17 protein-coding genes are annotated in these 16090 nt (G+C 61.9%); 10 read left to right on the forward strand and 7 right to left on the reverse strand.

Annotated features, from left to right (window positions below):
- The first annotated feature begins 1 nt into the window (after position 1).
- Positions 2-934 (forward strand): tRNA glutamyl-Q(34) synthetase GluQRS, encoded by a 933-nt coding sequence (gluQRS, locus tag GOEFS_RS18550; RefSeq protein WP_007319481.1) that lies wholly within the window; start codon positions 2-4, stop codon positions 932-934.
- A 17-nt stretch (positions 935-951) separates the two neighbouring features.
- On the opposite strand, the gene tgt is transcribed toward gluQRS, so the two are convergent.
- A complete protein-coding gene (tgt, locus tag GOEFS_RS18555; protein ID WP_007319482.1) occupies positions 952-2229 on the reverse strand; it encodes a tRNA guanosine(34) transglycosylase Tgt in 1278 nt (425 codons plus the stop codon).
- Positions 2230-2289: 60 nt separating this feature from the next.
- On the opposite strand from tgt, the gene GOEFS_RS18560 reads away from it, so the two are divergent.
- The 3 genes from GOEFS_RS18560 to GOEFS_RS18570 all read left to right on the forward strand — a co-directional run bounded on the left by GOEFS_RS18560 (position 2290) and on the right by GOEFS_RS18570 (position 5432).
- Positions 2290-2748: a hypothetical protein gene (locus GOEFS_RS18560; RefSeq protein WP_007319483.1), complete on the forward strand. Its 459-nt coding sequence runs from the start codon at positions 2290-2292 to the stop codon at positions 2746-2748.
- Between the two features lie 32 nt (positions 2749-2780).
- Positions 2781-3581, forward strand: coding sequence for a MerR family transcriptional regulator (locus tag GOEFS_RS18565; RefSeq protein WP_007319484.1), 801 nt, complete (start codon positions 2781-2783; stop codon positions 3579-3581).
- A 93-nt stretch (positions 3582-3674) separates the two neighbouring features.
- A complete protein-coding gene (locus tag GOEFS_RS18570; protein ID WP_007319485.1) occupies positions 3675-5432 on the forward strand; it encodes an alpha/beta hydrolase in 1758 nt (585 codons plus the stop codon).
- Between the two features lie 112 nt (positions 5433-5544).
- On the opposite strand, the gene GOEFS_RS18575 is transcribed toward GOEFS_RS18570, so the two are convergent.
- The gene (locus GOEFS_RS18575; protein ID WP_040525524.1) at positions 5545-6864 is read right to left on the reverse strand and encodes a UDP-N-acetylmuramoyl-tripeptide--D-alanyl-D-alanine ligase; all 1320 of its coding nucleotides are present in this window, start codon (positions 6862-6864) and stop codon (positions 5545-5547) included.
- 70 nt (positions 6865-6934) lie between these two features.
- Here GOEFS_RS18575 and GOEFS_RS18580 point away from each other — a divergent pair, with 70 nt between their 5' ends.
- The gene (locus GOEFS_RS18580; protein ID WP_007319488.1) at positions 6935-8059 is read left to right on the forward strand and encodes a D-alanine--D-alanine ligase family protein; all 1125 of its coding nucleotides are present in this window, start codon (positions 6935-6937) and stop codon (positions 8057-8059) included.
- Positions 8060-8067: 8 nt separating this feature from the next.
- On the opposite strand, the gene GOEFS_RS22965 is transcribed toward GOEFS_RS18580, so the two are convergent.
- The 3 genes from GOEFS_RS22965 to GOEFS_RS18590 all read right to left on the reverse strand — a co-directional run bounded on the left by GOEFS_RS22965 (position 8068) and on the right by GOEFS_RS18590 (position 9783).
- The gene (locus tag GOEFS_RS22965; protein ID WP_007319489.1) at positions 8068-8217 is read right to left on the reverse strand and encodes a DUF1059 domain-containing protein; all 150 of its coding nucleotides are present in this window, start codon (positions 8215-8217) and stop codon (positions 8068-8070) included.
- A 100-nt stretch (positions 8218-8317) separates the two neighbouring features.
- Positions 8318-9061, reverse strand: coding sequence for an SDR family oxidoreductase (locus GOEFS_RS18585; RefSeq protein ID WP_007319490.1), 744 nt, complete (start codon positions 9059-9061; stop codon positions 8318-8320).
- 47 nt (positions 9062-9108) lie between these two features.
- Positions 9109-9783, reverse strand: a complete 675-nt coding sequence (locus tag GOEFS_RS18590) for a TetR/AcrR family transcriptional regulator (RefSeq protein ID WP_040525526.1) — start codon at positions 9781-9783, stop codon at positions 9109-9111.
- Between the two features lie 200 nt (positions 9784-9983).
- On the opposite strand from GOEFS_RS18590, the gene GOEFS_RS18595 reads away from it, so the two are divergent.
- The gene (locus GOEFS_RS18595; protein WP_280985291.1) at positions 9984-11201 is read left to right on the forward strand and encodes an oxygenase MpaB family protein; all 1218 of its coding nucleotides are present in this window, start codon (positions 9984-9986) and stop codon (positions 11199-11201) included.
- 207 nt (positions 11202-11408) lie between these two features.
- Positions 11409-12086 (forward strand): TetR/AcrR family transcriptional regulator, encoded by a 678-nt coding sequence (locus GOEFS_RS18600; RefSeq protein WP_007319493.1) that lies wholly within the window; start codon positions 11409-11411, stop codon positions 12084-12086.
- Here the strand turns inward: GOEFS_RS18600 and GOEFS_RS18605 are convergent.
- Entirely contained in the window at positions 12064-12996 is a 933-nt protein-coding gene (locus GOEFS_RS18605; RefSeq protein WP_007319494.1) for a LysR substrate-binding domain-containing protein, read from the reverse strand. The genes GOEFS_RS18600 and GOEFS_RS18605 overlap by 23 nt on opposite strands.
- Positions 12997-13066: 70 nt before the next feature.
- Between GOEFS_RS18605 and dapA the strand changes: the two genes are divergently transcribed.
- The 3 genes from dapA (at position 13067) to GOEFS_RS23855 (ending at position 15491) form a co-directional block, all read left to right on the forward strand.
- Positions 13067-13966, forward strand: coding sequence for a 4-hydroxy-tetrahydrodipicolinate synthase (gene dapA / locus GOEFS_RS18610; RefSeq protein ID WP_007319495.1), 900 nt, complete (start codon positions 13067-13069; stop codon positions 13964-13966).
- A gap of 278 nt (positions 13967-14244) precedes the next feature.
- Complete coding sequence (locus GOEFS_RS18615; protein ID WP_211600680.1) at positions 14245-15009, forward strand: hypothetical protein; 765 nt, start codon at positions 14245-14247, stop codon at positions 15007-15009.
- A 95-nt stretch (positions 15010-15104) separates the two neighbouring features.
- Positions 15105-15491: a helix-turn-helix domain-containing protein gene (locus GOEFS_RS23855; protein ID WP_007319497.1), complete on the forward strand. Its 387-nt coding sequence runs from the start codon at positions 15105-15107 to the stop codon at positions 15489-15491.
- Here GOEFS_RS23855 and GOEFS_RS18625 read toward each other — a convergent pair.
- Complete coding sequence (locus tag GOEFS_RS18625) at positions 15471-16025, reverse strand: XRE family transcriptional regulator (RefSeq protein ID WP_007319498.1); 555 nt, start codon at positions 16023-16025, stop codon at positions 15471-15473. The genes GOEFS_RS23855 and GOEFS_RS18625 overlap by 21 nt on opposite strands.
- Between the last annotated feature and the right edge of the window lie 65 nt (positions 16026-16090).

A 16090-nucleotide genomic window follows, 5' to 3' on the forward strand; every position in this document is an offset into this window, starting at 1 on the left:
AATGGATACTTCCCGGGTGCGCCACGGTTTGTCTGTCCCGTCGCCTGCCGGCCGCTTCGCTCCTTCACCGTCGGGCGACCTGCATATCGGCAACCTGCGGACAGCACTGCTCGCGTGGCTATTCGCCCGGACCACCAACCGCCGCTTCCTGCTCCGAATGGAAGACCTCGACCGCACCGCCATTGGTTCGGACCAACGACAGATCGACGATCTGCACTCCCTCGGTCTCGACTGGGAACCGCCGGTGACCTATCAGACGACGCGGCTGCCCATCTACGACGATGTCGTCGCGCGATTGACCACCGATGATCGCACCTTCGAATGCTTCTGCACTCGCAGGGAGATCCTCGATGCGCCGACCGCGCCACACGCTCCACCCGGCGCCTACCCGGGAACCTGCGCGAATCTCACCGTGGCACAACGGAATGAACGACGCGAAGTGCGTCCGCCGGCGATCCGGCTCCGCTCCGACGTCACCGAATTCACCATTTCCGATGAATTACACGGCGAATACGCCGGAGCCGTCGATGATTTCGTGATTCGCCGCAACGACGGCACCCCCGCCTACAACCTCGCGGTCGTGGTCGACGACGCCGCGTTCGGCATAGACCAAGTAGTTCGCGGCGACGACTTGATCTCGTCGGCGCCGCGACAAGCCTATCTCGCATCGCTCTTAGGCCATCGGCCACCGACCTACGTACATGTGCCGATGGTGTTGAACGCCAAGGGAATTCGATTGTCCAAACGAGACGGCGCCGTCACCTTGGCCGACCTGCGCGACGCCGGCACTCCGACCACGAAGGTTCTCGCCGCCATCTGGCAGTCCTTAGGTATGGCGCGACCGGGAGATGACGCGCTGTCACCGTCTGACGCGGTCTCGCGTTTCGACCCAAGCCGCCTTCCCCGCGGCCCCTGGATCTTCGACGGCGTTTGACCTGCGAAACCGGCCCGCTACGGCGTTTTCCCCGCGTAGTACCTACCCAGGAACGCGTCTCGGTACTCGAAGTAGTCGCCGTTCTCGATCGCCCGACGAGCGCCGTCGACCATGTTGATCACGAAGGACACGTTGTGCAACGTCGCGAGTGTCGCCGCCAGCCCTTCTTTGGCCTTAAAGAGGTGATGCAGGTAGGCCCGCGAGTATTGCGAGGTGTAGTTCTCGATCTCCGGATCCAACGACCCAAAGTCGGTGCGGAACCGGGCGTTAGTGATGTTGTAGCGGCCGTCGAGGGAGTAGATCGCACCATTGCGGGCAACTCTCGTCGGCGATACACAGTCGAAGGTGTCGGCACCATTCTCAATGGCGGTAAAGATATCGTCGGGCTCGCTAATGCCGAGAAGATGTTTTGGTTTGTCTTGCGGCAGTTCGGAATTCACCCACCCGACGATCGTGCCCAGATTCTGCTTCTCCAGCGCGCCGCCAATCCCGAAGCCGCCGAAGCCTTTTCCGCCATCGGCCACATCTTGTTCCGACATCGCGGTGAGGTCGCGTGCGGCTTTTCGGCGCAGGTCCTCGTACTGCGCGCCCTGGATGACTCCCCACAACGACTGCTGCGGCCGATGTGCCCGCTCGGCCGACAGGCGGTTGTGCTCAGCGAGGCAACGAATCGCCCAGAGTCGAGTTCGCTCCAGCGAATTCTCTTGATAGCCACGGGTATTCATCAAAGTTGTCAACTCGTCGAAGCCGAAGATGATGTCGGCGCCCAGGCCGTGCTGTATACGCATCGACAATTCCGGTGTGAAACGATGCGCCGAACCGTCAAGGTGAGATTTGAAGGTCACCCCGTCGTCGTCGACGCGGGCAAGTCGCTCACGACCTTCGGCGATCTTGCCATCATCCTGCTGCCCCGACACGTCCATCGAGATGACCTTCTTGAACCCGGCGCCCAGCGACATAACCTGAAAGCCGCCGCTGTCGGTGTAGGTCGGGCCCGCCCAATTCATGAACGCACCGAGGCCGCCCGCTTGGTCGATGATGTCGTAACCCGGTTGCAGGTATAGGTGATACGCATTCGCGAGGACCGCCTGCGCGCCGAGCGACGCAACGGCTTCGGGCAACACCGTCTTCACGGTCGCCTTGGTTCCCACCGGCACAAAGGCCGGCGTGGCGATCTCACCGTGCGGCGTCGAGATGACTCCGGTACGGCCCAGCGTCCCCGGGAGTGAGGTGCCATAGGTGAAACCGGGCCTATTGCCGTCTTGTTGTTCAGCAGGAGCAGTCACGGCCAGCATCTTCCCAGGTAATCCGCCCGATCCCCAAACTCGGCGCCGCGCTTCGTTATCCTTGACCCCATGTCACGCGTCGCGAAATTCCTGTCCTCGGCCCTCGCCGTCGGTGCCCTCTGCGTTGTCGCCGCTGGATGCGGTAGCGAGGAGCAGGCCACCGATTCGTCGACGACGACGTCGGCCCCCTCGGCTCAGACCACGACGTCGAGTACTGCTGCCAGCACCGTCGGGGGTCGTAAACCCGCACCGCCACCATCGTCGATCCCGGCTGAGCGACAGACGCCAGTTGTCGCGGGCGCTCAATGCGGTCTGACCAAGGGGCCCGATGGGGCCTTGACCATCGTCATCCTCGACGGAAAGGTCACCTGCGATACCGCCAAGAAGATCGCGGGTGAATACGGGCCCAAGATCGCTACCGGTACCAACCAGACCGTGTCGGGCTGGGACTGCGGCCCAACCCAAACCGCCGGTGTGCTGGCCAAATGCGTGAAGGGTGACGACGCGTTCGGCCTAGTCGCCAAATAGGTCTTGACCCTCACGCGACGTGAGGCTCGAAGGTGGTCGTCGTGAGTGAAACGAAAGCCCGCACCGTTGGCGATGTCGCCAAGCTGACCGGCGTGAGCGTTCGCGCATTGCACCACTACGACGAGATCGGTCTGGTGGCGCCGTCGGGACGCAGCGCATCTGGCTACCGGCTCTACGCCGACGCCGACGTCGAACGCCTATTACAGGTGCTCACCTATCGTGAACTGGGTTTTCCGCTCGAGCAGATTTCGACCCTGCTCGACGATCCGTCCGCCGATGCGATGACACATCTGCGACGTCAGCATGAGTTGCTGCAGCAGAGGATCGGTCACTTGCAACACATGGTCGGCGCAGTGGAGAAGATGATGAACAGCAAGAAGATCGGGGTCAATCTGACCACCGAAGAACAGGCCGAGATCTTCGGCGATAACTGGCCCGGCGACGAATACGCCGCCGAGGCCGAACAGCGTTGGGGTGACACCGACGCGTGGAAGCAAAGTCAACAGCGCTCGGCCAACTACACCAAGCAGGATTGGCAGCGGCTCAAAGATGAGAGCGATGCCCTGCTCGCCCGGATGGCTAATGCGTTTCGGTCCGGCGTGGAGCCCGGAACGGACGAGGCCAACGCGATCGCCCAGGCGCATCGCGCGAGCATCGACGCTCACTACGACTGCAGTTATGAAATGCAATGGTGTTTGGCGCAAATGTATCTCGCCGACGAGCGCTTCACTCGCTACTACGACGATCAGGCTCCTGGGTTGGCCCAATGGGTACACGACGTCGTCGTCGCCAACGCGCGTTCTCACGGCGCGACCGAAGCGAAGTGGAGTTAACACCTAACCTGTTCGTAGTCGATGCGGTTCGGCGCGGTCACTTGATACGGTGACCGCGCCGGACTTTTCGTCCGACGGCGAAAGGGCGATCCCATGACATCGACATCCGACGATCCGACGGAAAACGTTGGCGAAGCCGATGATTCGGAATTGACGAAGGATTCGACGTCGACCGCCGCGGATTCACCGCCATCGCGCGGAGAACGCTTGGCGTCGTGGTGGTCCCGGCACATCCGCCGGTATTCCTATGGCGGACTCGTCGGAGCGCTGCTACTCCTGTGGGCGTCAGCCACCCCGTCGCTCCTGCCGCGCGGCTGGTTCTTCCAGGGCGCGGTCAGCGGCGGTTCTGCGGCAATCGGTTACGCGGTCGGGGCGTTCTTGACCTGGCTGGCGCGATTTATGGTGTCGCGCAAGGAACCTTGGCCCACTCCGTCACCGAAGTGGTGGACCGGACTAGGCGTCATCGGGCTCGCGATGACGGCGTTCATGATGTACTGGTTCGCGCGATGGCAGGACGAGTTGCGAGACCTGATGGGTGTCGACCATCTGAGCTGGACCGCCTATCCGCTGGTGGTCATCGTCGCGCTGATTGTCTTCGTCATCCTGATGAGCCTGGGGCAGGCGTGGGCATCGGGTCTTAAGTGGCTGGTCCGTCAGCTCAATCGTGTTGCGCCGCCGCGCGTTTCCGCCGTCGTCGGCGCGGCGATCGTCGTCGTGCTGACGATCTTCATCGTCAATGGTGTCTTCGCGAACTATGCGATGCAAGCCTTGAACTCCTCGTTCGCCGCCGCCAACAATGAGACCAAGGCCGACAGCGCACCGCCGACGTCGGCGCTGCGCTCGGGTGGCCCAGGATCATTGGTCACGTGGGATTCACTGGGCCGCGAGGGTCGCGTCTTCGTATCCAAAGGACCTACCGTGCAGCAACTTTCGGAGTTCAATGGGCTGCCCGCGATCGAGCCGATCCGCGCGTACGCCGGACTCGATTCGGCCGACGATGTGAATCAGGCCGCCGACCTTGCCGTGAAAGAACTCGAGCGGACAAATGCGTTCAGCCGCAAGATAATCGCGGTCGGCGGAACAACGGGCAGTGGGTGGATCAACAAGTCGATGGTCGATTCGCTGGAGTACATGTACAACGGCGACGTCGCGACGGTGTCGATCCAATACTCCTTCCTGCCGAGCTGGTTGTCGTTCATCGTCGATAGTGAACGCGCACGCAAAGCCGGTATCGCGATCTTCGAGGCGGTCAGCGAAAAGGTACGGGCCATTCCCGAAGCGGAGCGACCCAAACTCGTCATCTTCGGCGAAAGTCTCGGATCCTTTTCGGGCGAAGCACCTTTCGGCTCCATCCCGACCATCGCGGCGCGCACCGACGGCGCACTGTTCTCGGGCCCGACCTTCAACAATCAGCTCTGGCTGGACACCACCGAGAATCGCGAAGCTGGCTCACCCGAAGTGAAGCCGATATTCAACGGCGGCAAGCAAGTTCGCTTCATCGCCGACCAAAAAGACCTGGCGCGGCCCGACGCTCCGTGGCCGGGCAATCGAATCGTGTACCTACAGCACGCATCCGACCCGATTACCTGGTGGAATCCTGGTCTGCTGTTCAGCGAGCCGGATTGGCTGAAAGAGCAACGGGGCTCGGATGTGCTGGGCTCGACGCGCTGGATCCCGGTCGTGTCATTCCTGCAGCTTTCGGCCGACATGGCGGTCGCGGTGAATGTGCCCGACGGACACGGCCATCACTACCTCAGTGCGGTTCCGTATGCCTGGGCACAGATTCTGCAGCCACCGGGGTGGACGCCAGAGAAGACCAAAAAGCTGGAACCGCTGCTGACTCGCGACTGAGCGCCTCCGCGCCGGGAATTTCGTCCGAATAGGTACTCAGCAAGGGCATATTGCCCCAGGCGGGCATCTATTCGGACGATTTTCACCGAAGCCGGACGAACTCCCGCGCGGGTCAGCTCCCCAGCAGCGCGACGACGCGCTCCAGCGCCGCCACCCGACTTCCCTTGACCAACACCGCATCCGACGCCCCGACGTCGCCTAACGCGTCGGCCGCAGCTTCGACGTCGACGACATGCGTCACGCCATCGCCGTAGTCCGGCTCAGCCACCGCGACCACGTCGATGCCCAAACTCTCTGCCAACGCGGCGATTTCACGGTGTGCGGCTGGCGCGGACGGGCCCAACTCGGCCATCGTGCCCAACACCGCCACCCGACGTCGCGCGTCCAGCCGGGCAAGTGATCGTAGTGCCGCGGCCATCGACGTCGGGTTCGCGTTGTACGCGTCGTTAATGACAGTGAGGCCCGAATCCAATGTCAGCAGTTCCATGCGCAGCCCCGACAGCGCCGCACCGGCCAGACCCGCGACGATCGCCTCGACGCTTACGCCGAGCCCACCGCCGGCCGCCGCGGCGGCCAATGCGTTAGGCACCTGATGCTCGCCACGCGCACCCAACGCCACCGGTGCAGATCCCCACGGAGTGTGCAGCACGAACGATGCGCGTAATTGCTCGTCGAGTACCACGTCGGAGGCGAAAACATCTACGCCACTTGATAATCCGTAGGTCAACACTCGCGCCGACGTACGCGATCGCATCGCCAGCACATTCGGATCGTCGGCGTTGAGAACGGCGATGCCGTCGTCGGGCAGCGCGGCGATCAACTCACCCTTCGTCTGCGCGACGGCCTCGATCGAACCGAATAGTTCGAGATGGACACCTTCGACGCGGGTCAGCACTCCGACGTCGGGTTCGGCGATGTCACACAATGTCGCGATATGTCCGATGCCGCGAGCGCCCATCTCCAAGACGACGGCCTCGGTGTCGTCGGGTGCTCCAAGCAGCGTCAGAGGCAGTCCCAGCTCGTTGTTGAACGACTTCTCGCTGGCCGCGGTGCGATATGTCGAGGCAAGTACGCCAGAGAGCAGATCCTTTGTCGATGTCTTCCCGACCGACCCGGTGATGCCGACGACGCGGCCTGGGAGCCGACGTCGCGCAGCCCGTCCGACGTCGGCAAGCGCCACCGCGGTGTCCGGAACCCGGATAGCGGCAACACCCGGCGCGGCGTCGACATCCTTACTGGTCAGATAGGCCGTCGCGCCTGCGGCAACGGCCATCGGAATGAAGTCGTGGCCGTCCCGCTCGGCGACGATCGGCACGAACAACTGCCCCGGCGCCAAGACGCGGGAGTCGATCGCGGCCGAGGTGACCGTGGTGTCGGGGCCGATCAGTTCTCCGCCGGTTGCCGCTGCAATGTCGCTCGCCGTGAAATGCACCCTTCAACGCTACAAGGTGGCCTAACCCGCGCCGGGTGGCCGTCACCGCCACGCCGTATCGTGATGACTCATGACCTCTGACCCGACGGCCGCCAGCTCTGCTTCCGGCCCTCTCCTGCGCCTGGTCGTTCTGTTCGGCGGCGTGTCTGCCGAACACGATGTTTCGTGTGTGACCGCGGCACACGTGCTGGCCGCTGCTGATCGTTCGAAATACGACATCGTCCCGGTCGGCATCACCCGCGATGGCGGGTGGTTCCGGCAGGACAAGGCGATCGCGGCTCTCGCGGATAACGTCGATCTCCCCAATTCCCTTGCTCCCGAGGGAACCGAGGTAGATCCGATCGACATCCTGCGCGGCGAGTCGTCGACTCAGCAGACGGTGGTGCTGCCGTTGCTTCATGGCCCGCATGGCGAGGACGGCACTATCCAGGGCATGCTCGAGCTGTTGAAGTTGCCCTACGCCGGGTCCGGGGTACTCGGCTCGGCCGTCTGCATGGACAAGGCGATGGCCAAGGATGTCACCGCTCACTACGGCATTCCGCAGTGCCGCTGGATGCAATTCCGCGATGGCGTCGACGATGCGCGCGAGATCGTCGGCAAGGTGGAAGAAGAACTTGGTCTACCCGTGTTCGTCAAACCGGCGAATATGGGCTCTTCTGTCGGAATTACCAAGGCGCACAATAGAACTGAACTCGACGCGGCGATCAATCTGGCTCTGCGCTACGACGACGTGCTGGTCATCGAGGAATCGGTGACCGCGCGGGAGATTGAGGTAGCGGTTCTGGGCAACGCGCTTCCCGAGGTATCGCTACCCGGTGAGATTCTGCCGGGCAGCGAGTTCTACGACTACGAAGACAAATACGTAACGGGCGCAGCCCAATTGGTCATCCCGGCCGAACTATCCACTGCCGATACCGACGCCGTTCGCGAACTCGCCGTGCGCGCCTTCACCGCGATGCGGTGCGGTGGCCTCGCGCGCGTCGACTTCTTCTATGAAGAGTCCCGGGCCGACGGTGAGCCGGGGCGAGGCTGGCTCCTCAACGAAATCAACACCATGCCCGGATTCACCCCGGCGTCAATGTATCCCAAGATGTGGGAAGCGTCGGGTCTGAGCTACGCCGACCTCATCGATCAGATCGTCGCGTTAGCTCTCGAAACCTATCAGCGCAGGTCAGGTTTCTCCACCGCGCACTGACAAGCCTGTCAGTAAGCCATGAATAGGATCTCGTCGCGCGTGTAGTCGTGGTCTGGGTGGTTCTCTTTCAGGTGCCCACGCACCGATTCCACCAACTCGTCTTCGGTCGCACCTTTGATCTGCTCACCGCACGGGCACGTCAGTCGGGTCTTCGCCATTTTCGGCCTCCTCGTATTCGCGGATACTTATCTCATCCATAGAAGCATCCCCAGAAGTGACGTACGCAACAAGCCCTCACCGCTTACCTCTGCGTCACGGTCAGGCGAGGCCGCCGTTGGCGAATATGGTCTGACCGTTCACCCAGCGCGCCGGTCCGGCCAGGAATGCCACCGCCTCGGCGATATCCGCGGGGGCGCCGAGGCGCTCCAGGGGTGTCGCGGCGGCGAGTCCCGCGATGACCTCCTCACTCTTGCCATCGAGGAACAGCGGCGTCGCCGTCGGCCCCGGTGCGACCGTGTTGACAGTGATGTCCCGCCCCCTCAGTTCCCGCGCCAGGATCAGCGTCATCGATTCCACGGCGGCCTTACTCGCAACGTAGGGACCGTATTGCGGGAACTGGGTACGGGTCACCGAAGTCGAAAAGTTGATGATCGCCCCTCCCCGACGTACCCGCCGCGCGGCCAACTGCGAGACCACGAAGGTGCCGCGGACGTTAGTACGCATGACCTTGTCGAAGTCTGCGAGGTCGTAGTCGGCGATCGCCCCCAACACCATCACCCCGGCCGTGTTCACCACCACGTCGAGCCCGCCGAACCGGGTTTCGACGTCATCGAAGGCGGTGGCCATCGCCGCCTCATCCGCGACATCACCGCCGACCGCGATGGCCTGACCACCAGCCTGGGCGACGCACTCGACCACTGCGTCAGCCCTGGCCTTGTTACCGGAGTAGTGAACTGCGACTGCGATGCCGTCTATCACGAGCCGTTCGATGACGGCCGCTCCAATCCCGCCAGAGCCGCCAGTCACCAGTGCCACACGCGGCTTCTCGATAAGATCGTCCATAAAAAATCTCCTAACATTCTCTCGGTAACTCGTTGCGCGACAAGGTGTTAGCCGTCGCGTTCCATGCGGCTGAGCCACTCGTCGAAGAGTGCCGCCTCGGCAGGGGTAAATACCCGGGACGCCGGTAACCCAGCACGCAGGGTGATGGCCGCGCCAGCTGCTGGATTCGGAGGGCTCACCGCATCGGGATCAATGAGAATGCCGCGTAAGGTGGCTTCGCGCACCACGTCCGACGTTCCGACATATACCTCGCTCCGCAGCAACAGACCCAGCGCGAAGCCGCTGTTGGCCGCCATCACCACCTGAGCCGCTTCGGTCGGGGTTACACACAGCCGGCCCTGCACGGCAAGACGCTGTGTAATCTGCGCCAATAGCCCCAATGCTTCGGCGAACGCCGCTGGCCGGCGGGTGAGCGCACCGCCGAACACCAGTCGGTAGGCATTCGGATTCTCCTGCGCGAAGGCGGTATGGGCATCCCATCCCGTGCGCAGGTCATCCAGCGGGTCCGCCGACCCAGCAGCGGCACGCTTGCCGGCCAGGTATTTCTCCCAGCTCTCGTCGGCCACTGCCGACAACAGTCCATCTTTGTCGCCGAAGTGTCGATAGAGGACGGGCTGAGTGACTCCTGCGGCCTCGCACACCGCACGTGTCGACATGTCGCCGGTCGGCGACGCCGCCAACAGTTCAGCCGCGCGGGCCAGTATCACTGCTCTCGAATCCACGTATCGACGATAACAGCTCAGCGATAGCATTGAAAGCGCCTTGGCATACCGCTGCTACGCGGCCGCGCGCGCACCCTCCGAATCTGCCAACTCAACCCCACTCGAAAGCCAAGTGTGCTTTCATCTGAGATACGAAGATACAAACTGCGTACGTATGTATCTCTGTCGGGTGAGAGGAAGATTTGATGGACTGCGCTGGAATGAGCAGAAGAGACGCTCTGAAAGTGGGCGGCGGCGGAATGTTGGCGGCGGCCGGCGCGATGTCGCTGGCCGCGAAGCCTGCCCGCGCCGAACCATGGTCGTGGTCTCCCAAAGGCTCGGTCGCGCGTACTGGCTACGGCACAGATCCGCGCACGATCTGGGATCCGGAGGCGGACAAGGTGATCGCCGACGTCATCGAGCATCACAACGTTCCCAAGATCAATCTGGCCCTACGAGACTGGGTACAGAATGATCAGAAACTACCGAGCGGTTTGCCAAATGAATTGCGTGACTTCATCGAGTACGCGCGGTTATTGCCTGAGTGGACCGATAATCGAAAACTAGCCGACGGCTTCCAGTACAACAAAAAGCACGGCACGGTCATTTCAGTGCTCTACGCTTTTGCGAGCGGCATGATGTCCACCGTTATACCCCATGAGGCCCGCGCGGTGTATTACTCGCAAGGCGGGAAATACTTCAAAGACCGCATCGCCAAGACCGCGAAACTCGGCTACGACATCGGCACGGTGAACGCATATGGCCCCAAGGGACAAATGACCGTCACCTGTGTGAAGACCAGAATGATCCACGCCGCGGTTCGGCACCTGTTGCCACAGGCACCTCACTGGCCCAAGAATGCCGTACCGATCAGCCAGGAAGACCTGATGGTGACCTGGCACAGTCTGCCCACGACAATCATGCAGCGGTTGATCAAATGGGGCGTCCCAACGCCGGCGAACGAATCCGCCGGATATCTGCATACCTGGCAGGTATGTGCGCATCTACTCGGCATCCGCGACGAATACATCCCCGCGACCTGGAAAGACGCTAACGCACAGTCGAAAAAGATTCTCGATCCGGTACTCGCGCCGACACCTGAGGGCACCGTCCTCGCAAAGAATCTTCTCGACCTCGGCGCCGACCTTGATCTCACGATGCTATCTGCCCCAATCCTCGGCGCGTTTACCCGTTTCATACTCGGCGACAAGATCGCGAATTGGATTGAGATTCCGCGTGAACCAGTCTGGAGCCCGTTACTCGAAGTCGCGTGGGGCCCCTACATCGGGGTTCGCGAAGGGATTCTCAAGGTCGCGCCACCGATCGATAACGCTTACTGGATGTTCGACGAATTCTTGCGCCAGTTCGTCCTGTGGTACATGTCGGAATTGCGCATGCCGATCAGCATTCAGATTCCGACCACTAATCGCAAATTCTAGAAGAAGGAGAAGTAATAATGGATTTCTGGATCATCGCACTTCAGGATCTCCTCAATAGGCTAGATGTCGGCTCGTCCGGCTACGGCCCCTGGTAAACCCAGTACGTCGCCGAGTGTCGAAACCGGCCATCGTGAGCTGGCACGCCGGGCCAGGTGGTATACACCGTGATAGCGGGGTGAACATCTGACCGGGCAACTAGGAGAACTCATGGATGGCTCAGTACCCGCCGGCGAGCGCGTTCCTGGATCCGCGGGATTGCTGGCCCGTGTACTCACCGAGGCGATGGAACAACCAGACACCAGCGACGACATCCGAGTCCGGATTCTCGACGCGGCACGAGATCAGTTCAGCACGATCGGTATCCGGCATTCGACAATGGACGACGTCGCACGACGGGCCAGGGTTGCTCGAATCACGGTGTACCGCCGCTTCCCCACCAAGGACGCACTTGTCGAGGAGGTGACGCTGCGCGAATTCCGCGACTACTTCGACCAGTTTCTGGTCGACATTCGCGAAGCTACGACAGTCGCCGACCGAGTCGTGGTCGGCTTTGTGAGTTCGCTAAGCGTAATGCGACGAAACCCGTTGCTACGCGGCCTTTTAGCGGTAGAAGCAGATCTGCTGACCAGTTCGATGATCGGCGACGGCGGACATATGGTCGCGGTTGTCCGGCAGTTTGTGGCGGGCCAGCTCCGTCAGGAACAATTGGCCGGAAACATTTCCGGCGATGTGGATACCGATGTCGTCGCCGAAATGATGGTGCGGGTAACCGCATCCTTCTTGGCGATACCCAGCCGAGTCATCGACACCGACGATGACGCCCAGATGGCCGACGTCGCGCGGTGGGTGCTGGTACCGCTACTCAACGCGCGGGCGACGGATTGACCGCCTCGGCTGACAGCCCAACTTGTTCCAATTCACTTGCAGCCCAACGTAATTGGCCGCACGTCGCTGCCAATGCCGGCTGTCGACCACTACCTCGTCGATAGGCGACGCGAGTCTGCCGGTGGATCGGCAGTGGAGTCAGCACCACGCCGTTGGGGATTTCGACGACACCCAACTGCGGAACCAGTGCAACACTTCCGGTCGCGGCGACCAAGCGCAACACCGCATCGAAGTCGTCAACACGATGCGTCACCGTCGGCTCGAATCCGCTTGCCTGACAACTACGTACGGCCATTGTGTGGCATAGGGTTCCGGGATTACCCACGATCCAGCGACCCTTCGCATGCGCGCGAATGATTTCCGCGGGCTCGACAGTCGGCGTAGTCGTCGAGGCGAAGAACACCACCTCGTCGAGCAGCGGCTCGGCGTCGATCCCCGAGCCCAGCGTCGACGGCACGTTGTCGTATTCGTGGATGAGCGCGACATCAAGCAGGTTGCCGCGCAACATATCCGGTGCCGCCGAGGGGTCCACTTCTCGTACGGCAACCGAAAGGTCGGGATGCGAGCGCGCGAGCGCAGCGATCGCGGGCACGATGAGCGAGGTGAAAGCCGTCGTGAAGGCTCCGAGCCGAACTTGCCCGGTGAGTACCGAATCGTCGGCGAGAGCGGCCTGCGCGCGTTCCAGTTCCGCGAGAACAGCTTCGGCGTGTTCAGCCAGTAACAAGCCCCGCGGAGTCAACGCGACCCGACGCCCGGTACGAACCAGCAGGGTACGACCCGTTTCCCGTTCAAGCGCCGAAAGTTGCTGCGACACCGCGGACGGCGTGTAGGACAAGCTCTGCGCAACCGCAGCGATAGTGCCTCGGTGATTCAGTTCTCGCAGCAGTCGGAGTTTGCGTACATCAAGCATAAGCTGAGGTTACGTTAAATTGTGGATACGTTAACTAGACCTACGTGATAATTCGGGTGACGCTGTAGTCATGCTGTTCAGACCCGCGGGCATCTACGTTCCCCTCATCACCCCCTTCGACGACACCGGCGCGCTTGCGGCCGACGACCTACGACGATTGGCTCATCACGTACTCGACAGCGGTGCCGCCGGAATTGTGGCATTGGGGACGACAGCCGAGTCGGCGGCCCTGACGTCCGACGAGCGCTGCCTCGTCGTCGAGATATGTGGCCAGGTGTGCGCCGAACACGATTCCCCGCTGATCGTCGGCGCCGGTACGAATGACACCTACGGCACGCAGGCGATAATCCAATCCCTAGCCGGCACCGGGGACATCGCCGCGGTCCTCACCGTCGTCCCGTATTACACACGCCCGTCCGAAGACGGCGTGGTCGCGCATTTCGAACATCTCGCACGCCACAGCCCGCTGCCGCTGATCACCTACAACGTGCCCTACCGAACAGGTCAAACGCTCGGATCAACCGCTATCCTGCGCATTGCGCAGCATCCCAACATTATTGGCGTCAAACAGTCGGTAGGGTCAGTCGACACCGATACCGCACAACTCATCGCACGTGCACCACAAGGCTTTTCAATTCTCGCCGGCGAAGACACCCTGGTATCACCGCTCCTCGCGATGGGCGCGCACGGCGCCATCCTCGCCACCGCTAATGTCTATCCCGGTGAATTCGTCGAGCTACATCGGTTGTGGCGCAACGGAAATATCGACGACGCACGAGCACTTGGCAGCCGCCTCGTCACACCGGCCCACGCTCTGATGTCCACGCCGAATCCCACCATGATCAAAGCGGCCCTCCATGCACGCGGCTCGATATCGAGCGCGGCGGTTCGCCTCCCACTACTACCGGTGCGGGAACCTTCCTCGGCAGTCGACGAGATACCTAACACCGCCATCGAACTCGTCGGATAACCGCATCAGCGAGCCACCGGTCTCGAACCACTATCCATTCGATCAGCCGACACTCCGCTGGGAAACACCATCTCCTGCCGATAAGGTTCGTGAGCATTGCGTCAACGATGACGCGCACGCACGGTGACGAGTGGAAGGACCCCATGTCCGCCAAGGCTTTTCGGACAGCATTGTTGACTATCGCGGTGGCTACGGGAATTTCACTCGTTGCAGGTGGCGCGACTACCTTCGCAGCTCCGCCGGCGGACGGGGGTTTAGCTCCATGCGGAAAGAATGCGGTGGGCCTGCAGAATCAGATCTACTTCGGCACCAAGGTCGTCAAAATGCCTCGACCGTACGCATCGGATTTCTCCCGCCCCGACAATGTCAACTTCTGCAACTACAACGTCGGGCGAGGGCACCTTCGGTTCGGCCACAACGGACTCGACCTTGCTATCCCATCCAATAAGCAGGGCGTCAACAATGCCGAGATTATCTCCCGAATCGCCTTCACCAAGGGACTCCGATCGACGGTCCGGGTCAACGGCGACCGCATCAGGGGTCTTAACGGAACCGTCGGCTGGGGAGTCGCTTCTCGAACGCTGGAATACCCGCAGTTGCAGGTCGCGTGGTTCTTCTACAACGACACCGACTCCAATCTGGGCAAACTCACCAGCCAGTTGAAGCCGATCGCGGAACATATCGCCGGTGGCCTCCCCAAGGGCTTTTTCGCGATGATCAAGACCGAGAACAACCTGATCCCGCGCGTGGTGCAACTACCGATGTCTCTGCTCGACAGCAGCCACGACTACTCGGTGACCGCGACCCGATCCAAGACGACATTCTCCATCGACGGCAAAACCGTAGCCGACTTCGCGATGGTCCTGTCCAACACCGTCCACGTCATCGGCTATGACAAGCCGGTACCGCTCGTCTTCCAAACCTGGCTCGACAGCAACTACTGGTTCCCATACCCGACAGCGCAGGCAAACCGCACCGGCCACGCGTACCGGTTGGAGCGGTTCGCCGAGGGGCCGATCGCGTCCACACCGACACGGTTCTAAACACGGCATCTAAAACCGCTAGGTAATGACCTGATACTTGAGCTGATAACGGACGTACGATCGAGGCGCGACAATTTCCAACGGAGGTGGCGAGGATGGATGACGACGATCCGGACGCAGTCGCGAACGACGACGAACGACTTCCGACAACGCCAGCCAGCTCACAAACCGCCCAATGCGTGGGAGTGTTCCGCACAGAGATGACTCCGGGCAACCGAACCAGCCCGGCGGGGCTGGCAGCGATCCGCCGGACGGCGCAGCTCACCCAGACCGAATTGGCGCGGCGGATGGGGATCAAACAGGCGGCGGTTTCCGGGCTCGAAGCGCGCGAAGATCTCCTTCTCTCCACGTTGGCCAACTATCTGACGGCCGCTGGCGCCACCGACGTCCGGATCAGTGCCCGGCTCGGCGCCACCGACATCGAAGTCTGCCTCCGGGCGCAACCGGAGACAGCAGAGCGGCTAGGCCAGCACCACTCGTAAGAACGTCGCGATCTGCGCGCCCGTGTTCACATACGCATACTCTTGTGCGCTGCTGTAGATGCGATGCCCGCCGAGACCTAGATCTACATGCCCCGATTCCAGTTCCAGCACAATTGATCCACCGGTCACGAAGACCATTTCGTGCCACTCCTGCGGATCGGGCTCGGCGTCGTAACGATCACCGGGGCCAAGACTCCACCACCACAGTTGACCTTCGGTCTGCGCGGGTGCGCTCCCGAGCAATGTCGCGTGACTGGCGGGATCGCTTCCGCGCCACATCAATTCGTCGATCTTCTCGCGAGTCGCACTCGGCGCGATGACCAGGCTGACGAAGGTCGTACCCAGCGCTTCGGCCAAAGTGTCGAGCGCGGACAGGCTCACATTCGCCTGCCCCGCTTCCAGGTTGATGATCGTTCGACGACTGACGCCAGCGGTGTCGGCGAGTTCTTGCTGACTGAGCCCGGCGTCGCCACGCAACCTACGAACGTTGAGGCCGACGTGCGCGAGGACCTCGGGTGGATTGTCGTCGGGCATACGCCTAACCCTATCGGCCGACGCACTCTATGTTGCGTGCCATCACGGATGTAAGCCAACTCACT

Source organism: Gordonia effusa NBRC 100432 (genome assembly GCF_000241305.1).
GTDB classification, from domain to species: Bacteria; Actinomycetota; Actinomycetes; order Mycobacteriales; family Mycobacteriaceae; genus Gordonia; species Gordonia effusa.